The 19,053-nt window shown below is 66.2% G+C and carries 17 protein-coding genes, 1 tRNA gene and 1 pseudogene; 11 read left to right on the forward strand and 8 right to left on the reverse strand.

Translation table 11 applies throughout. The features are described from left to right. Positions 1–68: 68 nt before the first annotated feature. From LAQ74_RS05205 to LAQ74_RS05225, 5 genes are all read left to right on the forward strand, one after another. Positions 69–142: transfer RNA gene (locus tag LAQ74_RS05205), tRNA-Lys, on the forward strand. Between the two features lie 261 nt (positions 143–403). Then, the gene (locus tag LAQ74_RS05210) at positions 404–1,078 is read left to right on the forward strand and encodes an SRPBCC family protein (protein WP_224335748.1); all 675 of its coding nucleotides are present in this window, start codon (positions 404–406) and stop codon (positions 1,076–1,078) included. Between the two features lie 69 nt (positions 1,079–1,147). Next, positions 1,148–1,864 (forward strand): profilin-fold protein, encoded by a 717-nt coding sequence (locus LAQ74_RS05215; protein ID WP_224335751.1) that lies wholly within the window; start codon positions 1,148–1,150, stop codon positions 1,862–1,864. 275 nt (positions 1,865–2,139) lie between these two features. Further along, positions 2,140–2,436 carry a DUF7344 domain-containing protein gene (locus LAQ74_RS05220; protein WP_224335752.1) on the forward strand — a complete coding sequence of 99 codons (297 nt, stop codon included), beginning with the start codon at positions 2,140–2,142 and terminating at the stop codon, positions 2,434–2,436. Next, complete coding sequence (locus LAQ74_RS05225) at positions 2,436–2,609, forward strand: hypothetical protein (protein WP_224335754.1); 174 nt, start codon at positions 2,436–2,438, stop codon at positions 2,607–2,609. The genes LAQ74_RS05220 and LAQ74_RS05225 overlap by 1 nt, the downstream gene beginning before the upstream one ends. Before the next feature lie 61 nt (positions 2,610–2,670). On the opposite strand, the gene LAQ74_RS05230 is transcribed toward LAQ74_RS05225, so the two are convergent. Both LAQ74_RS05230 and LAQ74_RS05235 read right to left on the reverse strand, forming a co-directional pair. Further along, complete coding sequence (locus LAQ74_RS05230) at positions 2,671–3,858, reverse strand: pyridoxal-phosphate-dependent aminotransferase family protein (protein ID WP_224335756.1); 1,188 nt, start codon at positions 3,856–3,858, stop codon at positions 2,671–2,673. Between the two features lie 105 nt (positions 3,859–3,963). Next, positions 3,964–6,957, reverse strand: a complete 2,994-nt coding sequence (locus tag LAQ74_RS05235) for an FAD-binding and (Fe-S)-binding domain-containing protein (protein WP_224335758.1) — start codon at positions 6,955–6,957, stop codon at positions 3,964–3,966. Between the two features lie 138 nt (positions 6,958–7,095). On the opposite strand from LAQ74_RS05235, the pseudogene LAQ74_RS05240 reads away from it, so the two are divergent. Next, positions 7,096–8,404, forward strand: a pseudogene (locus LAQ74_RS05240) (MFS transporter). A 63-nt stretch (positions 8,405–8,467) separates the two neighbouring features. On the opposite strand, the gene LAQ74_RS05245 reads toward LAQ74_RS05240, so the two are convergent. Further along, positions 8,468–9,472: a hypothetical protein gene (locus LAQ74_RS05245; RefSeq protein ID WP_224335759.1), complete on the reverse strand. Its 1,005-nt coding sequence runs from the start codon at positions 9,470–9,472 to the stop codon at positions 8,468–8,470. A 134-nt stretch (positions 9,473–9,606) separates the two neighbouring features. Then, the gene (gene thrS / locus LAQ74_RS05250) at positions 9,607–11,535 is read right to left on the reverse strand and encodes a threonine--tRNA ligase (protein ID WP_224335761.1); all 1,929 of its coding nucleotides are present in this window, start codon (positions 11,533–11,535) and stop codon (positions 9,607–9,609) included. Between the two features lie 129 nt (positions 11,536–11,664). Here thrS and malQ point away from each other — a divergent pair, with 129 nt between their 5' ends. Further along, positions 11,665–13,155 (forward strand): 4-alpha-glucanotransferase, encoded by a 1,491-nt coding sequence (gene malQ, locus LAQ74_RS05255; RefSeq protein WP_224335762.1) that lies wholly within the window; start codon positions 11,665–11,667, stop codon positions 13,153–13,155. An 18-nt stretch (positions 13,156–13,173) separates the two neighbouring features. Here the strand turns inward: malQ and LAQ74_RS05260 are convergent, their stop codons facing one another. Both LAQ74_RS05260 and LAQ74_RS05265 read right to left on the reverse strand, forming a co-directional pair. Further along, positions 13,174–14,229: a lysylphosphatidylglycerol synthase transmembrane domain-containing protein gene (locus tag LAQ74_RS05260; protein WP_224335764.1), complete on the reverse strand. Its 1,056-nt coding sequence runs from the start codon at positions 14,227–14,229 to the stop codon at positions 13,174–13,176. A 92-nt stretch (positions 14,230–14,321) separates the two neighbouring features. Further along, complete coding sequence (locus LAQ74_RS05265) at positions 14,322–14,897, reverse strand: DJ-1/PfpI family protein (RefSeq protein WP_224335766.1); 576 nt, start codon at positions 14,895–14,897, stop codon at positions 14,322–14,324. Positions 14,898–15,026: 129 nt separating this feature from the next. Here LAQ74_RS05265 and LAQ74_RS05270 point away from each other — a divergent pair, with 129 nt between their 5' ends. The 3 genes from LAQ74_RS05270 to LAQ74_RS05280 all read left to right on the forward strand — a co-directional run bounded on the left by LAQ74_RS05270 (position 15,027) and on the right by LAQ74_RS05280 (position 17,987). Then, entirely contained in the window at positions 15,027–16,283 is a 1,257-nt protein-coding gene (locus tag LAQ74_RS05270) for a M20 family metallo-hydrolase (RefSeq protein ID WP_224335768.1), read from the forward strand. A gap of 61 nt (positions 16,284–16,344) precedes the next feature. Next, a complete protein-coding gene (locus LAQ74_RS05275; protein ID WP_224335769.1) occupies positions 16,345–17,289 on the forward strand; it encodes a DNA-3-methyladenine glycosylase family protein in 945 nt (314 codons plus the stop codon). Between the two features lie 233 nt (positions 17,290–17,522). Continuing rightward, the gene (locus tag LAQ74_RS05280) at positions 17,523–17,987 is read left to right on the forward strand and encodes a DUF555 domain-containing protein (RefSeq protein WP_224335770.1); all 465 of its coding nucleotides are present in this window, start codon (positions 17,523–17,525) and stop codon (positions 17,985–17,987) included. Positions 17,988–18,012: 25 nt separating this feature from the next. Here LAQ74_RS05280 and LAQ74_RS05285 read toward each other — a convergent pair whose 3' ends face one another. Then, complete coding sequence (locus LAQ74_RS05285; RefSeq protein ID WP_224335771.1) at positions 18,013–18,249, reverse strand: UPF0058 family protein; 237 nt, start codon at positions 18,247–18,249, stop codon at positions 18,013–18,015. A 160-nt stretch (positions 18,250–18,409) separates the two neighbouring features. Here LAQ74_RS05285 and LAQ74_RS05290 point away from each other — a divergent pair, with 160 nt between their 5' ends. Continuing rightward, positions 18,410–18,814 (forward strand): translation initiation factor IF-2 subunit beta, encoded by a 405-nt coding sequence (locus LAQ74_RS05290; RefSeq protein WP_224335772.1) that lies wholly within the window; start codon positions 18,410–18,412, stop codon positions 18,812–18,814. Positions 18,815–18,868: 54 nt separating this feature from the next. Here the strand turns inward: LAQ74_RS05290 and LAQ74_RS05295 are convergent, their stop codons facing one another. Then, positions 18,869–19,048 (reverse strand): DUF7836 family putative zinc-binding protein, encoded by a 180-nt coding sequence (locus LAQ74_RS05295; protein WP_224335773.1) that lies wholly within the window; start codon positions 19,046–19,048, stop codon positions 18,869–18,871. Between the last annotated feature and the right edge of the window lie 5 nt (positions 19,049–19,053).

Below are 19,053 nucleotides of genomic sequence, written 5' to 3' on the forward strand. Positions count from 1 at the left end.
CTCCGCGCGCCATCGCGACCGAGACGAAAGGAAACGCCTTTTAGCGTACCCCCGAAACGAAGTACTGAGGGCCGGTAGCTCAGTTAGGGAGAGCGACGGACTCTTAATCCGTCGGTCGGGGGTTCAAATCCCTCCCGGCCCGTTTTCCTGCAACGAAGTGAGCAGTGAAAACGCCACGAAGGGATTTGAATCAGGGAACGGAGCGTAGCGGAGTGACCGTGGTTCAGATCCCGTCGGTTCGTTCGCTTCGCTCACTCCCCGACGACGTTCGCAAACGCTTCGCGTTTGCTCACTCCCTCCCAACCCGCTTCTCGAATTTCACGTCTCGGAGCGACCGGCTTGCAGACGAAACGCCTCGAAACTTTTTGCTCCTCCCCGTCGACTCCCCCACGGGTGACCCCTCGTGTCCGACAGTCCGCGCCGCCTCCTGACGCTCCGCCGCCTCGTCGCACTCGCCGCGCTCGCCGTCGTGACAACCCTCTATCGACACCTGATTCGGCCGTGGCACATGTCGTGGGGGGCGACGACGGCCGAACGTCGGTCGGCGCTCCCCGGCGACGACCTGCTCGACGACGCGCTCGCGGAGTCGACGCGGGCGGTGACCATCGCCGCGCCGCCGGAGCGCGTCTGGCCGTGGCTGGTCCAACTCGGGCAGGGTCGGGCCGGGTTCTACAGCTACGACTGGCTGGAGAATCTCGTCGGGGCCGACATCCACAACGCCGAGCGCATCCTCCCCGACGAGCAGCGTCTCGCCGTCTCGGACACCGTTCGACTCGCTCCCGAGGACTACTTCGTCCGGCCGCCGGTGACGACGCTCACCGTCCGGGAACTCGACGCCGGGCGAATCCTTGTCCTACAGGGGTTCGATGGCGGGACGTGGGCGTTCGTGCTCGAACCGATCGCGGAGGGGACGACGCGACTGCTCGTCCGTTCGCGGGCGGCCCCGATTCGCAGCCGGCCCGGTCGGCTGTTGCACTCTCTCGTCTACGAACCCGTCCACTTCCTGATGGAACGAAAGATGCTGTTGGGCATCAAGGCACGTTCGGAGGGGGAGTCGTCGCCGTCTCCCGACTCGTAGCAGAGTCGCCGGTACGCGACCCGCACGACACGCAGTCGTTATACGCCGGACCCCCCTACTCGGTTCACCGTGACCGAGTTCCCCGACGCAGACACCACCGACGACATCGCGGCCGAACGCGACGAGACCGTCGAAGCAGTTCGTTCGCACGCGGGCCAGATCGCCCGACAGCTCGCACTGTTGCAGGGCGGTGATTACGGCCAGCGGACGTTCAACACCGACGAGGGCGAGTGGACGCTGAAGTACGAGGCCGGCGACCTGCAGTATCTCCGCTTCAGCGGCCGCTCCGGCGACGACGTCTACGTCGTCTCGACGAAACAGCCGCCGGACCCGACCGACCTCCACCGGGCGATGGCCGACTACGACGCGTTCGTCGAGTCGTACAACCGCTACGTCCGCTCGCTCGACGGCGTGCTCGACGACGTGCGGGGCGACTTTCCGAAAGTGGAGACGACCGACGCCGTCGTCTCCGAACGGGACCGCCTGGTCGAGCGTATCCGGGACGTCGCCGACGCCATCGCGGGCGAACTGCACCGGTACGACGGTACCGACTACGGGACGTTCTCCGCGCGCGTCGACGGCGCACGATGGGAGTTGAAGCGCGAGCACGCACGCGTCTCCTACCTTCGCGTCGGCGGTCAGAGCGGCACCTACCTCGTCTCGCAGTACGAACCGCCGTCGGCGCCCGACGTTCGCGAACACGCCGACGCGTTCGCCGGCTTCGTCGAGGCGTACAACGACCACGTCGCCGAACTGGAAGCCGACCTCTCGGAGATCTCCCTCTGATAGTCATCCGCAGCGGATAGTAGTTTTAGCAGGAATTCATTATTCACACAATCAACATATTTATAAGTATCCCGCCCTGAAGATAGGGCACGGAACACGATTACACAGTACGCGTTCACCCTCGCGCAGCCAGCGCTCGGGCAACGACCGGAGCCCCTCGCCCGATACGGCCCCGTCACGCTATCACACGTGGTTCGCTTACAGAGTAACTATGTACTCTTTGGTGAATCACAACGATGTCCAGTCTACTTACTCCGTCCGACGAAGAGAACGAGATGACACTCACAGAACTGCTCGACGTCCTCGCAGACGAGCGCCGCCGCCGAATCCTCGACACGATCGAGCGGGCTGACGCCCGCCTTCCGGTGGAGATACTCGCGAACGCTCTCGCTCCGGACGACTCCAGCGATGACGAGATCAAGACGGTGCAGGTCTCGCTCGTCCACACCCACCTTCCGAGGCTCGCCGACGCCGGTCTGCTAACGTTCGACCGCGACGACCGCGCGGTCTGGCCGACGTCCGCCACGTCGGAGGCGTTGTCCGTCGTCGACGCCGCACAGAAGGTGTCGTAGTGAACCGGACTCTGTGCCGGTGTCGGGACTGCGGCAGCGTCTACGTCGCCAGAAAACCGAACGACGGATCGGTCCAGATAATCGGCACCGACGCCGGATGCCCGTGCGGGAGCGAAGCGCTCTCCGAGATGACAAGCGAAACGCTCGACGAGTTGAGCGAGAGCGCGACGTAGAAGCGCCGATTCGATCCGACACCGGGCCGAGCGGTCCGATGTTTTCCGCGACTCCCGACGACTACTGCTGGAGCCGTGCGGCCGCCGCGTCCAGCGCTTCGTCGCCCGCCACGTCGACTCCCTGCGCGTCGAGCGCGTCCGCGAGCGACGCGAGCAGGTACGTGACGTTCTTCGGGTTCGCCGAGTGACCCATGCAGCCGATGCGGAAGATCTCACCGTCGAGGTCGCCGAGGCCGCTGGCGATTTCGAGGTCGTACTGGTCGAGGAGATACGAGATGACCGCGCCGTCGTCCGCGCCATCGGGGACGCGCACGGCGTTGAGACTCGGCAACCAGTAGTCGTCTGCGGCGTTCATCTCCAGTCCCATCGCCTCGACGCCCGATTTGAGCGCGCCAGCGACGCGCAGGTGGCGGTCCCACCGCGATTCGATGCCTTCCTCGGCGACGAGTCGAAGCGCCTCACGCAGCGCGTAGACGTTCGTGATGGGGGCGGTGTGGTGGTACGAGCGGTCGTCACCCCAGTACCCCTCCAAGAGCGAGAGGTCGAGATACCACGACCGCGGTTGTTCCTCCCGGGAGAGCACCTTCTCCATCGCGCGGTCGTTGAGCGTCAGCGGACTCGCACCCGGCGGACAGGAGAGACACTTCTGCGGCCCCGAGTACGCCACGTCGACGCCCCACTCGTCGGCACGGAACTCGACACCACCCAAGGAAGTGACGGTGTCGGCGACGACGTACGCGTCGTGGCTGTGCGCGATGTCGGTCAGTTCCGAGACGTTCGGCTGGAGGGCACCGGTACTTGTCTCGGCGTGGACGAAGCCGAAGACGTCGGGCTGGTGCTCGTCGAAGGCGTCCTGGACGTCCGCGGGGTCGAGCGGTTCGCCCCACGGCGCGTCGACTTCGACGACCTCGCCACCGGCGCGCTCGGCCATGCTCTCCATGCGGCCGCCGAAGTAGCCGTTCGTCGGCACGAGCATCGTGTCACCGGGTTCGACGAGGTTGCCGATGGCCGCCTCCATCGACGCCGACCCCGTCCCCGAGACGGGGATCGTCCACCGGTTGTCGGTGCGGAACGTGTACCGAAGGAGCTCTTGAACCTCGTTCATGATGTCGATGAACGAGGGGTCGAGGTGGCCGACTAGTGGCGTGCTCATCGCCCGCAGTACTCGGGGGTGGACGTCGCTCGGTCCCGGTCCCATCAGCGTTCGCTGCGGCGGTGTCAGTTCGTCGACGTCGGGCGCGTCGGACATACCTCCCGGTTTCGCGGACTGCGAGAAAAAGCCATGGGTGTTCGTCGCACGATGCCGGTTTCTCGCGTCGGCCGTCGGCGAGTCGTACGGTCGCACGTCGGCCCGCTACGGCCGACCGTCGAGCGCTGCCGCGACGAGTTCGACGGGGTGGGCGGGTCGCGTCGAGTCGTCTCGGTCGCCGAGTTGCGTCCGGCACGACGCGCCGGGGGCGACGACGGTGTCACCGCCGCTCTCGTCGACCTGTTCGACGAGGATGTCCGCGATGGACTGCGAGAGCCCGTAATGTTCGCTCTCGTAGCCGAACGACCCCGCCATCCCGCAGCAACCCGAGTCGAGGTGGTCCACGTCGTAGCCGACGCTCCGGAGTACGTTCGCCGCGTGGTGGTCCTTGTTCAGCGCCTTCTGGTTGCAGTGGCCGTGGTAGGTCAGCCGTTGACCGACCGCTCGGGTCGACAGGCGTTCGGCCAGTCGGTAGGTGTCGAGATATTCGAGGACGCCGTAGGCGTTGGCACCCACCGCCAACACGTCGTCGCCGTCGAGCAGATCCGCGTACTCGTCCTGGAGCATCACCGCGTCGGAGGGTTCGACGAAGACGACGGACCGCCCACGCTCGACGGACGGGTGGAGGGCGGCGACGTTCCGTGCCGCGCGTTTCCGCGCGAGACTCAGGAAGCCGCCCGAGTACGCCGCCCGCCCGCTCGGCGCGGTGCCAGTCGCGAGCTTCACGTGCACGCCCGCCGCCTCCAGCACCCTGACGGCCGCCTTTCCCGCCTCCGGGTAGATGTAGTTCGTGTACGTGTCGGGGAACAGGAGCACTTTCTCGTCGGCCGCGTCCGGCGAAACCGACGTCTCCCGTCCGTCGAACCACCGCTCCAGCGACTGCCGGGTGAACGTCGGCAACTCACGGTCGGGAGCGATGCCGAGCGCCCGATTCAACAGGGGTCGTACGCCCGGCAGTTTCGACGCGAGGTTCGAGACGGGTGCGGTGGCGCTGCCGACGGCCGCGAGGCGGTCGATGTCGGCGAACAGCCGCTCGCGCAGGCCGCTGCCCTCCTCCTCGTGGTACTGATGTTTCACCTCGGCTTTGAGTTTCGCGAGGTCGACGCCCGTCGGACAGTCGTTCGCGCAGCCCTTACAGCCGATGCAGAGGTCCAACACCTCCGACTGGAACCGCTCGGAGTAGAGTTCCTCCTCGTCCAACTCGCCGGTGATGGCGGCGCGAAGCAGGTTCGCTCGACCTCTCGTCGTCGCCGCCTCGTCGCGCGTCGCCCGGTAGGTCGGACACATCGTGTCGCTGCCGGTCTGTCTGCAGGTGCCGCAACCGTTGCAGAGTTCGACCAGTTCGGAGAAACTCCCGTGTTCCTCGAAGTCGAGACTCGTCTCCCACTCCGTCGAGAAGTACTCGGAGCCGTAGCGCAGCGACTGCCGCATGTCGGTGGGTTGGTCGTCCCGGAAGACGACTTTTCCGGGGTTCATCCGCCAGTCGGGGTCGAACGCCGTCTTCAGTTCTTGGAACGCCGCCCACAACTGCGGCCCGTACATCTTCGGGTTGAACTCGGTTCGCGCGAGGCCGTCGCCGTGTTCGCCCGAGAAGGAGCCGTGATGCTCCAACACGAGGTCGGTCACCGCATCCGAGATCGAGCGCATCGTCTCGATATCCTCGCCGTCCTTCAGGTTGAGGATGGGGCGGATGTGGAGCGTGCCGACCCCCGCGTGCGCGAAGTACGCCGCCGACGTGCCGTGGTCGTCCAACACCTGCTCGAACTGGTCGACGTACTCGGCCAGTTCTTCGGGGGGCACCGTCGCGTCCTCGATGAACGGATACGGCTTCGCGTCGCCCGGCAGCGACATGAGCAGCGGAATCGCCGCCTTCCGAAGCTTCCAGAGTCGACCCTGCGCCCCGTCGGTGTACGCCTCGACCACGTCGAACGCCTCGCCCTCGACGAGAAAGCGGTCGTTCGTCCGCTCGATAGCTTCGGGGAAGTCGTCGTGCAGCTCCGAGTCGAACTCCAACATGAGCGCCGCCGCCGTGCCCTCCGGCATCTGCGCGGCGTACTCGGCGAATTCGCCGGAGTCGCGGGCCAGCCGAAACACCTCGTCGTCCATCAGTTCGACGGCGCTGGTGTCGAACTCCAGCGCCGCGGGGACGGCCGCCATCGCGTCCACCAAATCCGAGAAACAGTACACTGCCAGCGCCGTCTCCTCCGGCTTGGTGACGAGCGACAGTTCGGCTTCGACGACGACGCCGAGGGTCCCCTCCGCGCCGACGAGGAGTTTCGAGAGGTTCAGCACCCGCTCGCCGTTCGCTGTCTCTCTGACCACCTTGTCCAGATTGTAGCCCGAGACGTTGCGCTTGAGGTCGGGATACCGGCTCTCTATCTCGTCGGCGTTCTCCTCGACCAACCGTCGAACCGTCCGATAGATGTCGGCTTCGAGATCGTCCTTCTGGAGTATCTCGTCCCACTCGTCGCCGTCGACGACCACGTCTCTGGTGTGAATCAGCGACCCGTCGGCGAGTACCACGTCCAGTTCCTCGGTGTAGGCGTCGGTGATACCGTAGCGCACCGAGTGCGCGCCCGTCGAGTTGTTGCCGATGCCGCCGCCGACCGTCGCGCGGTTCGAGGAGGCGGGGTCGGGCGCGAACTTCAGCCCGTGCGGCGCGAGCGCGTCGTCCAAGTCGTCCTGGACGACACCGGGTTGCACTCGCGCACGTTTGGCGTCGGGGTCGATATCCACCACTCGGTCCATGTACTTCGAGAAGTCGAGGACGACGCAGCTCGGTCCGACCGCCTGTCCCGCCAGCGAGGACCCCGCGCCTCTGGGCAGTATCGGCACGTCGTGGTCGGCGGCGACGCGAACCGCCGCCTGCACGTCGTCGGCCGTGCGGGGGAGGACGACTCCCGCGGGGCGCGCGCGGTAGATGCTCCCGTCCGTCGCGTACAGCAGTTGACTGTACTCGTCGAACCGGACCTCCCCCGAGACGGCGTCGCGCAGCGCTGCCGCGAGCGCGGTGTACTCGCTCACGTCTGCCACGCTCTTCGACCCGGAGCCGCGATACGCCTCGAACGCCTCGACCGTGGGTTGCTCGTCGACCGCCATTGACCCTGGCTACGACGGAGTGGGACTAAATAGCACAGGTATCGTTCACGGACGTTCGTGTGCGTTCGGTGGCTCCGCCCCCGAGCGCCCGACCTACGAACCGAAATCCCTATTCGCCGGTTCGTTTCACTGCACACCGTGGACTCCAAGCGACTCCAGTTCTACGGGCTCTATCTCACACGGTTCGCCGAGGGGTTCGGGTTCATCACGCTAATCACGTTATTGCCCGAGTACATCGACCTGCTCGACCCGCAGAACTTCGCGCTGCCGCTCGTCGGCATCACGCTCAGCGCCGGGTTCATCATCGGAATGTACACCACCGGGTTCACGCTCGCTCAGACGTTCGCCGTCGTCCCGCTGGCGTGGGCGGGCGACCGGTACGACAAACGGCTCGTCCTTCTGGGGTCGCTTTCCGTCGGTATCGTCGCCTACGCGCTGTTTCCGCTACTCGACACCGATGCGTCCGGTGCGAGTCTGCTCTTTATCCTCGCCCGCGCGCTGCAGGGCGTCGCCGTCACCGGCGCGTCGCTGATGTCACTATCGCTGGTCGGCGAACTCGCCTCGGGCGGCACGCGCGCGCGCGAACCACATCGGTAAGGCTAACGCCTCGAACTTCGCGGCCTCGGTCGTGGGCAGTATCAGCGCCGGCGCGCTCTACGAACTGCTCGGCTTCACGCCCATCTTCGCGCTCATCGTCGCGATGCTCTCGGTGGCGACGGGCATCGTCTGGCTCTTCGTCTCGCCCGACGAGACTCGGGTGAAGGGGTTTCCGTTCTCGGACCTCGCGCTCAATCGCCGCATCGTCACGCTCTCCAGTTTCCGCGCGCAGTACGCCGTCGCCGTGACGCTCGTCCGGACGTGGGTGCCCATCTACGTGGGCGTCTCCGCGGCCAGCGGCGGGCTCGCCTACGGCGCGCTGGCGGTGAGCGTCACCGTCGTCGCCGAGAAGTTCTGTAACATGTTGCTACAACCGTACACGGGCGGCCTCTCGGACCGCTACGGACGCGCGCTGTTCGTCTTCCTCGGCGGCGGGGCGTACGGCCTCGTCGCGCTCGCGGTGCCCTTCTCGCTCGCCATCGGCACGGCACTCGGCGCGCCGACGGAGCTCCCGTTTCTCGGCCCGCTGACGCCCGCGTTCCTCCCGCTAGTCGCGCTCTCGGGACTCCTCGGCATCGCCGACAGTTTCCGCGAACCGGCGAGCATGGCGCTGTTCGCCGACGAGGGAAGCGGGGGAAAGGGTGTGGCTTCAAGTTTCGGTATCCGCGAACTCGTCTGGCGGCCCGGGAGCGTCGTGGGGCCGCTGCTCGGCGGGTGGTTGATGGCGGAGGTCGGCATGGCGTGGGTGTTCTACGTCGGCGGGGCGTCGGCGATTACGGGCGTGCTGACGATGCTCGGCGTGCTCGCCTATCACAACGGAACCGGCGTCCGCGCGCTGGCGGAGTGGTGAGCGCCGCCTCGACCGCTCGGACGTCGTTCAGTCGTCGGTCGTCGTTCAGTCGTCGGTCGTCGTTCAGTCGTCGCTTCTGACGCCGCGTCGGCCGTGAACTGACACGTCGCGCCCCCACGCTCGCCGTTCCGTCTCCGACTTGCCGTCGGGTCGAAGCGCCCACCCCAGCGAGTAGCCGGCGACGCCGACGACGAGGCCGAGGCCGAGGCCGCTCTCGACGCCCGCCGAGAGCACCCCGAAGAGCGAGGGGTCAGCCACCTGCACCCCCCAGACGACGCCGAGCAGAAACGACACGTGGACGGCGAACGACAGACAGGTGAGGGCGCTCTCGCCGCGCGCCGACCCGTAGCCGACCGCCCCGAGTGCGACGACGACGACGACGCCGTTCAGGAGCGCCGGGTGAGCGACTTGCGAGAGATACGCCGCTAGCAACACGGCGACGAGCGCGATCGAACCGACCTGAGCGCTCGGTTCCGAGCCGCGTATTCGGGCGTACAGCGCCACCGCGACGAGAACGGCGATACCGACGGTGTAGATGGCGGTGCTCCACGGGAGCAGCGACCCGGCGACGACGAGCGAGGCGACGCCGGCGACGGCGAGTGCGGCTGTCACTCGGTCGTGGTTCATCGCCGCGCCGTCGGTGCGGACGTCGAGGAGAAACGAGAGCGGCGTCACGTCGCCGTGAGAGACGGAGTCGTCGCGCCGACGGATGGCGGTGCCGACGGCGAAGATGACACTCCCGACGACAGCCGCGAGGCTTCCGGCGAAGCCGGCGGCTCTGGCGACGGCGGTGGCCGTCGGGACGTCGCCGACGCCGAGGGAGACGACGAGCAGTTGTTGGCCGTGGACCGAGAGCGCGAAGGGAACGGCGAAGACGGCGGCCCACACGCCGCCGACGCCGCCGCCGCGAACGGTGTAGCGGAGGAGTCCACCGATACCGATGGTCGCACCGAGCAGCGTCGGAATCGAGAGTAGCGTGACTCCGTCGAACGCGGCGGCATCGACGAAGCCGTAACTCACGAACCCGACGGCGAGCACGACCGACGTGGCGACCGTCAGACAGGTCAATTTTTCGTTAGTCCCGAGGACTATCGACCGGTAACGCTGCGACACATCTGGGTAGTGGAGCGACCACTACATATAATTTGGTCAGACAGTACGTGTCCGGAACCGGTCAGACGGGGAGCCGGTTCGACGACCGGTCAGTCGAGGAAGTCGGGGGCGACTCGTTTCTCGTCGCGCTCCTCCCGGAGGTGCGCGCGGAACGCGTCGCGGTCGACGTCGTTCTCCTCGCGCTCCTGTCGGTCACGGACGGAGACGGTCCCCGCTTTCTCCTCGTTGTCACCGATGATTATCATGTACGGCACGCGGTCGGTGTGCGTGTCCTGAATCTTGCGTCCGATGGTCCACGAACGGTTCTCGACGCCGACGCGGAGCCCCTCCTCGCGGAGTTCGCCTGCGACCTGTTCGGCGTAGTCGAGGTTGTCGTCGCTGATGGGCAACACCCGCACCTGCTCGGGGGCGAGCCACAGCGGGAACTTCCCGTTGAAGTGCTCGATGAGCACCATGAGGAAGCGCTCGTAACTGCCGTAGAGCGCGCGGTGGATCATCACCGGGCGGTGGTCCGCGTTGTCCTCGCCCGTGTAGGTGAGGTCGAACCGCTCGGGCATGTTGAAGTCGAGTTGGACCGTCGGGCCGTCCCAACTGCGGCCGAGCGCGTCCTCGAAGCCGAAGTCGATCTTCGGGCCGTAGAACGCGCCGTCGCCCGCTTCGAGGTGGTAGTCGATGTCGCCGTCGTCCAGCACGGCCTTCAGCTGTCTCTCGGCCTTCTCCCAGATTTCGTCGCTCCCCACCGATTTCTCGGGGCGCGTCGCCAGCGCCACGTCGGCGTCGAGGTCGAACGTCTCGAACACCGTGAGGATGTTGTCGATGATGAGGTTGATCTCCTCTTCAATCTGGTCGGGGCGGACGAACAGGTGGCCGTCGTCGATAGTGAACGACCAGACGCGCGAAAGACCGGAGAGTTCGCCGCGCTGTTCTTTTCTGTAGACTTTGCCGTCTTCGAAGTAACGCACGGGGAGGTCGCGATAGCTCCACGACTTCTGGTCGAAGATGGTCGCGTGCCCCGGGCAGTTCATCGGCTTGAGGCCGTACTCCTCGTCGTTGACGTCGAGGAGGAACATGTCGTCGACGTAGTTCTCGTAGTGGCCCGACTTCTTCCACAGCTCCGTCCGGAAGAGGTGCGGCGTCTCGACGGGGTCGTAGCCCGCTTCGAGGTTCAGGTTCTTCGCGTAGTCGGCGAGTTCGTCGAGGACGCGCTTGCCGTTCGGGTGGTAGAGCGGCAACCCCGGCCCCGTCACCTCGTCGATGGAGAACAGGTCGAGTTCGCGGCCCAGTTTGCGGTGGTCGCGCTCGGCGGCCTCCTCGCGGCGCTCGACGAACTCCTCGAGCTCCTGTTCGTCGGCGAACGCCGTCCCGTAGACGCGCGTCAGCGTCTCGTTTTGCTCGTCGCCGCGCCAGTAGGCCGAGGAGATGTTGAGGAGTTTGAACGCGCCGATCTCGCCCGTCGACTCGACGTGCGGGCCCTTACAGAGGTCCTCGAACTCGCCCTGTCGGTAGAAGCTGATCTCCTCCTCGTCGGCGGCCTCGGTGTCGAGGATGTCCTGTTTGAACGGGTTGTCCTCGTAGTAGTCGAACGCCTCCTCGCGGCTCATCGTGAACCGCTCGATCTCGTAGTCCTCGGCGACGATGTCGGTCATCTCCTCCTCTATCTCGCGGAGGTCGGACTCGTTGAGGTCGACGTCCGTCACGTCGTAGTAGAAGCCCTCGTCCGTCCACGGACCGATGGTCAGTTTGGCCTCGGGGCGGAGACGGAGCAGCGCCTGCGCGAAAACGTGCGCCGCCGAGTGGCGGAGCACGTCGAGGTACTCGTCGGAGCCGTCGGTGACGATGACGAGTTCCGCGCCGTCCTCCAGTTCCGTCGCCTTGTCGACGAGGTCGCCGTCGACGACGCCGGCCACGGTGTCCTCGCCGAGGCCCGGTCCGATCTCGTAGGCGGCGTCTTCTACCGTGGACCCCTCCGGGACGGACAGTTCGGAGCCGTCCGGCAGGGTCACTACGATCTCACTCATGAACGGACGAAACCGGAGGACGGGGATAAGTGTTTTTGACCCGCGCTACCGGGGTAGCGAAAGGAATGTATCGGCGCTCCGATTCCGCCGGTCCCTACAGTTAAATCACAGAAGCCGGAACTGTCTGCCATGCGATTTGACCGACAAAGCGGCGTCTTTCTCCACGTCTCTTCGCTCCCCGGCCCCCATGGCATCGGCGACCTCGGCGACGGCGCGCGCGCCTTCGTCGACTTCCTCGCGAAGGCCGACCAGTCGCTGTGGCAGTTCTGCCCGCTGGGACCGACCTCGGCAGCGCACGGCAACTCGCCGTACCAGTCGTTCTCGGCGTTCGCGGGTAATCCGCTCTTCGTCGACCTGCGCGACCTCTCCGACCGCGGATGGCTCACCGACGGCGACCTGAAGCCAGTTCCCGAGTTCGACCCACACGAGACCGACTACCAGCGGGTGACGGAGTACAAGCGCTCGATGCTCGAAACGGCGTTCGAGCGGTTCGAGTCCGAGGCGACAGACGACGAACACGACGCCTTCGAGGCGTTCCGCGAACGGGAGTCGTCGTGGCTCGACGACTACTCTCTCTTCATCTCACTGAAGGAAGAACACGACCGCGTCGCGTGGATAGACTGGCCCGAGGAGCTGAAGACCAGAGACGAGGGGGCGCTCGACCGTGCCCGCGACGACCTCGAAGCCGAGCGCCGCTACCACGCGTTCTGTCAGTTCCTGTTCGACGAGCAGTGGCGCGGCCTCAAGTCGTACGCGGCCGAGAAGGATATCTCGCTCGTCGGCGACCTCCCCATCTACGTCGCGCTCGACAGCGCCGACGTCTGGGCGTCGCCCGCGGCGTTCGACCTCGACGAGAACCACGAACCTGCGGCCGTCGCGGGCGTCCCGCCGCAGTTCGGCGACAGCGGTCAGCGGTGGGGGAACCCGCTGTACGACTGGGACCACCTCCGCGAGACCGACTACGAGTGGTGGCGCAGCCGCCTCTCTCGGCTCTTCGACCTCGTGGACGTCGCGCGTCTCGACCACTTCAAGGGGTTCGACGAGTACTGGGCGATACCCGCCGACGCCGACGACCCGGCTGCCGGGTCGTGGCGCAGCGCGCCCGGCTACGACTTCTTCGAGACGATAGAACGCGAGTTCGGGGATCTCCCGTTCGTCGTCGAAGATTTGGGGTTCATCGACGAGCAACTCGCCGCGTTCCGCGACCACTTCGAGTTCCCGGGCATGCGCGTTCCCCACTACGCCGACTGGTGCCGCGAGGGCGACATGAACCAGCCGATGCACTATCCGCACAGCAGCATCGGCTACACCGCCACTCACGACACCGACACGACGGTCGGCTACTACCACAGCCTCCCGGACGACCAGACGGACTGTCTGCACTACAACCTCGGCGTCGACGGCAGCGAGATCAACTGGTCGATAATCGAAGCGGTGTGGAACTCCGAAGCCGTGTTAGCGATGACGACCGTTCCGGATCTCCTCGGTCTCGGCTCCGAAGCCCGGTTCAACACGCCCGGCACAGCCGAAGGGAACTGGTCGTGGCGGTGTACGTACGAGGGACTGGACGAGGGGGTGGCCGAGCGACTTCGGGACGTGACCGACTTCACGATTCGGTGAGCGTAGTCGAGCACCTGCTCACCGAAGCTCCCGAAGCCCCACCGACAGAAACAGCGAACTCAGCCCCCCGACGAGCAGCAGGAACCAGTACGAGCAGACGCGGTAGACCAGTACCGCCGCGGCGGCCGTCTCCAGTCCGACTTCGGCGAGAAAGACGACGGCGGCAGTCAACCCGACCTCGGTCCCGCCCAACCCGCCAGGCGTCGGCAACAGCGTCGCCAACCCGGCGGCCGGAACGACGAACAAGACGAGCGCCAGCGGGAGCGACTGGCCGACGGCGAGCGACCCCAGATAGAGGGGAAGCGCGAACAGCACCCAACCGACGACGGCGAAAGTCGCCGCCCGAACCACGGTTCGGCGGTCACCGGTGGCGCGGTCGAACGTCGAGAAGAACTCGTCGAGGCCGCGCTCGACCGCCTCCGGAGTGAGTCGGTGCTGCAACCGCGGTCCGGCGCGCCGAAACACCGTCCGACCGACCAGCGCGATGCCGTGGACCAGGCGGCGGAACGCCGTCCGCCGCTTGACGAACCCGGCGATTGCGAGGGCGACGAGCGCCAGGACGCCGACCAGTCCGAGCGCGACGAGTTCCGTTCCGGAGGCGACGCCGTCGGCGACGGCGAACCAGCCGAACCCGAGTCCGGCGACGGCGAGCGACGCGACGAAGACGACGAGTTCGCTTGCGGTGACGGAGGCGAAGGTATCGCGGTAGTCGAGGTCCATCTCCTCGGCGAGCACGTACGCCATCAGCGGGACGCCCCCGGCGTGGCCGAACGGGAGAATCTGCTTCGCGAACGTCCCGGTGAGATACCCGAGTCGGACTCGGCCGGTCGACACCGCGGGGTCGACGGTCCGCAGAAACAGCAGCGTCGAACTGCTCCACGCCAACTGTGCGAGCAGACTCGCGACGAGCGCCACGACCAACAGAACCGGGTCCATCGTCTGCAACTCGAGGAAAATCCCGCGCCAACTCACGCCGGAGAGAGCGACCAGCACCGCAAGTACGACGACGACAGCGACACCCACGCCGACGCGCTTGCGCATCGACCCGGCGCGAGTGACGTTCGTCGTTTCCATGCAGAGTGGTAGTTGCACAGAACAGTATGAGTCTTCTGTCTATCACGTAATCGAATAGCTCGTCGGTACCGACACGCGAACTGACCCCCTGTCTACTCGGCGAACGGATCCGGGTAATCCATCTGCGCGGCGATTTCCCGACGCGTCTCGGTGTCTGTCAGTCGTTCGACGAGGTGGAGTCCGATATCGAGTGCCGACGCCACGCCCCGAGCGGTGACGACGGGCCCTTCGTCGACGACGCGGGCGTCGACCACCTCGCAGTACTCTTCGAGCAGTTCGAAGGCGTTCGGGTGGGTCGTCGCCCGCGTTCCCCCTAAAAATCCGGCCGCACCCAACAGCAGCGACCCCGTGCAGACCGACGCGACGAGCGGACACCCCTCGGCCGTTTCGAGCCACGAGACGAACCTCTCGTTGTCTCGTAACTCCCGTGTGGCGCTCCCGCCGGGGACGAACAGGAGATCGTAGCCCGCGAGCGACTCGCCGACCGAGTCGACCTCGAAGCGGAGGTTCGCGGCGGCGGTCACCGTCTCAGTCTGCGTCGCTGCGGGGGCGCAGACCGCCCAGTCGAGGTCAGTGTAACCCATCGTCGAGAGACGAGTCACGGGGTCGAACCCGCCGACGAAGTCGAGTGCGGTCATCCCGTCGAAGGCGACGAACCCTGCGCGCATGGCCTCCCGTTTCGCGGCACGCGCTATCATCGTTCCGGCGGCACGTACCACGCACCGCCCGTCCGAATCCACGCTCGCACGGATAGCCGCGGGGACAACTCACATGGCCCCTCGCGGTAACCACTCGCCATGAACGTCGATACCGACCGCCTCCGGGCGGACATCGAAGCGAACGCCGAGTTCGGCGACATCGACGCCGAGGAGGGTCACGGCCGGACCGTCCTCTGCGGAACCGAGGCGAACAGACAGGCCCGCGAGTACTTCGTCGAGCGACTCGAAGACGCCGGGCTCGCGGTCGACGTCGACGCTATCGGTAACGTCTCGGGCACGTGGTCGCCCGACCCGGTCGACGAAGACGCCGCCCCCGTCGCCTTCGGCAGCCACCTCGACTCGGTCCCCGAGGGCGGCATCTTCGACGGCCCGCTCGGCGTCTACGCCGCGCTCGAAGGCGTCCGTGCGATGCGAGACGCGGATCTCGACCCCGAGCGCCCGGTCGTCGTCGTCTCCTTCACCGAGGAGGAGGGCCAACGGTTCGCCGACGGCCTACTCGGCTCGTCGGTGTCGGTCGGCGAGCGCACCGTCGAGGAGGCGCTGGCGCTCGAAGACGACGACGGAATCACGCTCGGGGACGCGCTCGACGACATCGGCTTCCGCGGCGAGGGACTGCTCGACGCGAGCGAGTGGGACGCGTGGTACGAACTCCACGTCGAGCAGGATACCCAGCTCGAACGGGCAGGCGTTCCGGTGGGCGTCGTGACGACCATCACCGGTATCAGCCACTGTGAGGCGACGGTTCTCGGCGAGGCCAATCATGCAGGAGCGACGCCGATGGACGAGCGAACTGACGCGCTGGCGGCGGCCGCCGAGTTCGTCCTCGACGTGGAGCGCGCAGCCAACGGCGTCGTCGCCGAGTCGAGCGACTCCGCGGTGGGGACGGTCGGCTCGCTCGACGTCTCGCCGAACGCGACGAACGTCGTGCCGGGACGCGTCGAGATGGGCGTCGACGTCCGCGACGTCGTGTACGACTCGATGCAGACCGTCGTCGGGGCGGCCCGAGAGAGCCTCACTCGCCTCGAAACCGAGCGCGGCGTCGACACCGAGTTCGTGCGCCCGTTCGACCTCGAACCGACGCCGATGGCCGACCGACTCCGGGAGGCGGCCCACGCCGCCGGCGAGGCCGCCGGTATCGAGACGATGGACATGCACTCCGGGGCGGCCCACGACACCATGCACGTCGCCGACGTGACCGACGCGGCGCTGCTGTTCGCGCCCTCGCGCGACGGCATCTCGCACAACCCGCGCGAGTGGACCGACTGGGACGACTGCGCGGCGGCGGCGCGCGTGCTCGCCGGGGCCGTCGCCGACGCGGCGGGCGGGACTCTCTGACGAACCGGCGTCACGGACGCACACCGAAACCCGCAAGCCCGCAGGGACAAACGAGCAGACGATGGAGCGAGGGGCGATTCCACTCGACGAGTTGGCCGGCGAGTTCGACCTGCAAGCGACCGTCGAGAGCGGCCAGTCGTATCTCTGGGACCGCGCCGACGGCGGCATGTACGAGACGATGGTCGCCCACGGCGGCGACTACTGGTACGAGACGGTCGTTCCCCGGATAGACGGCGTGAACGACGAGCAGGCGGTCCTACGGGTGCGGCAGGTCGGCGACCCCGTTACTGGGAGATTGGAGTGGGAGTCGAACGTCGACGCCGTTCCGCTGCTCACCCACCTGCTCCGCCTCGACGACGACCTGGACGCGATTCTCGGTGCGACGCCGGACGACCCGCTCCTCCGGCGGGCGTACGACGCGTATCGCGGGATGCGACTCGTCCGCGACCCGCCCTTCGCCTGTCTCATCTCGTTCATCTGCTCGGCGCAGATGCGCGTCTCGCGCATCCACGGGATGCAGATGGCCATGGCCCGCGAGTTCGGCGACCGGGTCGAGTTCGACGGCGAGACGTACCACGCGTTTCCGACGCCCGCGCAGTTGGCCGAACGAACCGAGGACGAACTTCGGGACCTGAGCCTCGGCTATCGTGCGCCCTACGTCCAGCGCAGCGCGGAGATGGTCGCCACCGGCGAGGTACACCCCGACGATGCGCTCGGTCTCGATTACGAGGGCGCCCGCGAGTTCCTCACGACTTTCGTCGGCGTCGGCGACAAGGTGGCCGACTGCGTTCTCCTCTTCTCGTTGGGCTTCCTGCAGGCGGTACCGCTGGATACGTGGATTCAAACGGCCATCGCGGACCACTACCCCGACTGCGAACGGGGGAACTACTGCGAGACGTCGCGGGCGATACGCGAGCGCTTCGGCGGCGACTACGCGGGTTACGCGCAGACGTACGTCTTCTACTACCTGCGCGCCGGTGGCGACGGCGACGACGACGGCGTCTGACTCGCTGGCGGCCCCTCGTCGGCCCCGTCTACCTCGGCGGGTCCATCGAACGCCGCCGGTTTCGACGTTCCTCGCCGATTTCGGTGGGTCCATCGAACGTCACCGATCTCGACGTCCCTCGTCAGCGCCCGTCGTCCTCGCGTCGCCGACTCCGCCTGACTGTCCGCTCGCCGTGACGGACACGTCGCGGCGGGCGAACATCTATGCGTTTCGATGGGTTACCACTAGCCACTATGGACTGCAGAGTCGTCGTAGAGGCGGCCGTTCCCGTCTACGACGTGGGGACGACGGACGAAGCGGTCCGCATCGCTATCTCCAAAACCGGCGAGATGCTCAACCCCGACCTCAACTACGTCGAGATAAACATGGGGACTCGACAGTCGCCGTCCGGCGAGGAACTCCCACCAGCGTTCATCGCGGCCGACGAGGCGCTCGTCGCACTCGAACTGGAGATGACCGTCTTCAACGTCGAACGCGAGGAACACGCGTCGCGAATCGCCAGAAAGGAGATCGGCCAGCGCCTCGACAACATCCCGCTCAAGGTACTGGAGGTGAGCGTCATCCCGGAGGAAGGCGAGAACGGAGCGGAGTCGGACGGCGAATCGGTCGACGAGCCGGACGACGAATCGGACGACGACGAGTTGTTGCCGGAGTTCGAAGAGATGGTCGACGAAGAGAGCGACGGCTCACAGTCGTAACTTCGAGAGAACTACAGTCGACGTCTCAGTCGGCTTTCGGCGCGACTGTTTCCGGTTCCGGCTCGTCCATCGAGGACGTGATACCTTTCGCGAGTTTGAAGACGGCTGCTTTGTGGTCCGTCTTCGATTTGTGAATAGATGTCGGCCGGACGCCAAGTTCGTTGTATTCTGTAAGGTCGAGTTCTGTGTCTATCCAATGTTCCTGCTGGCTTCGTACCTCTGCAAGCAGGCCGTGAAGGTGAATGAGCTCCTGCTTCTTCATGAGCAAATTCTCGTTGATACTCGATGCTTATAGTACTATCTTGAGTCTCGTTAACACGGTACTCTGTGAGAGACTCTCTATCTGCCGATACTGGTGGTTCCGCCGAACGGTGCGAAAACGGTCGTGAACGTTATGCCGTCGGCGCATGGAACCCTGAACGATGGACTACGACGAGCAACTTGACAAGGCGCTCTCGGAGTCACCGGACGTCGAAGGCGGCGGCGGTCGCTTCGAGGTCCCCGACCCGAACGTCCGGCCTGAAGGGAATGCGACAGTATTCGAAAACTTTCAGACGGTGGTCGACGCGCTCGGGCGCGACGAGGCTCACGTGCTGAAATTTCTGCAGACCGACCTGGGTACCAGCGGCCACATCGACGAGAGCGGACGCGCCCGCCTGACGGGGAACTTCCGCGAGGACCGCGTCGCCCGCGCCGTCGAGGAGTACACCGAATCGTTCGTCCTCTGTCCGGAGTGCGGGCTTCCCGACACCCGTCTCGTCGAGGAGCGCGGCACGAAGATGCTCAAGTGCGACGCCTGCGGCGCGCTGTCGTCGACGGGGCAGTAGCGCCGTCGCTCGTCGGACGGACTCGAAGAAATTCGTGTGCGGTGTGCGGAGACGCTACTCGAACTGTTTGACGGTGTTCAAGTCGGACTCTGTCCGCATGAACTCGGCTAACCGGCGTGTCGCGTGACAGTTTGGACAACTGAAGTTCGTGCGATGGCCGGGCAACTCGCTGGGACCGGACTCCCAGTCTTTTCCACACTCGGGGCACAACAAGCGGACGAACGCTTCGACCATACGAC

The organism is Haloprofundus halobius (assembly GCF_020097835.1).
Lineage (GTDB): Archaea > Halobacteriota > Halobacteria > Halobacteriales > Haloferacaceae > Haloprofundus > Haloprofundus halobius.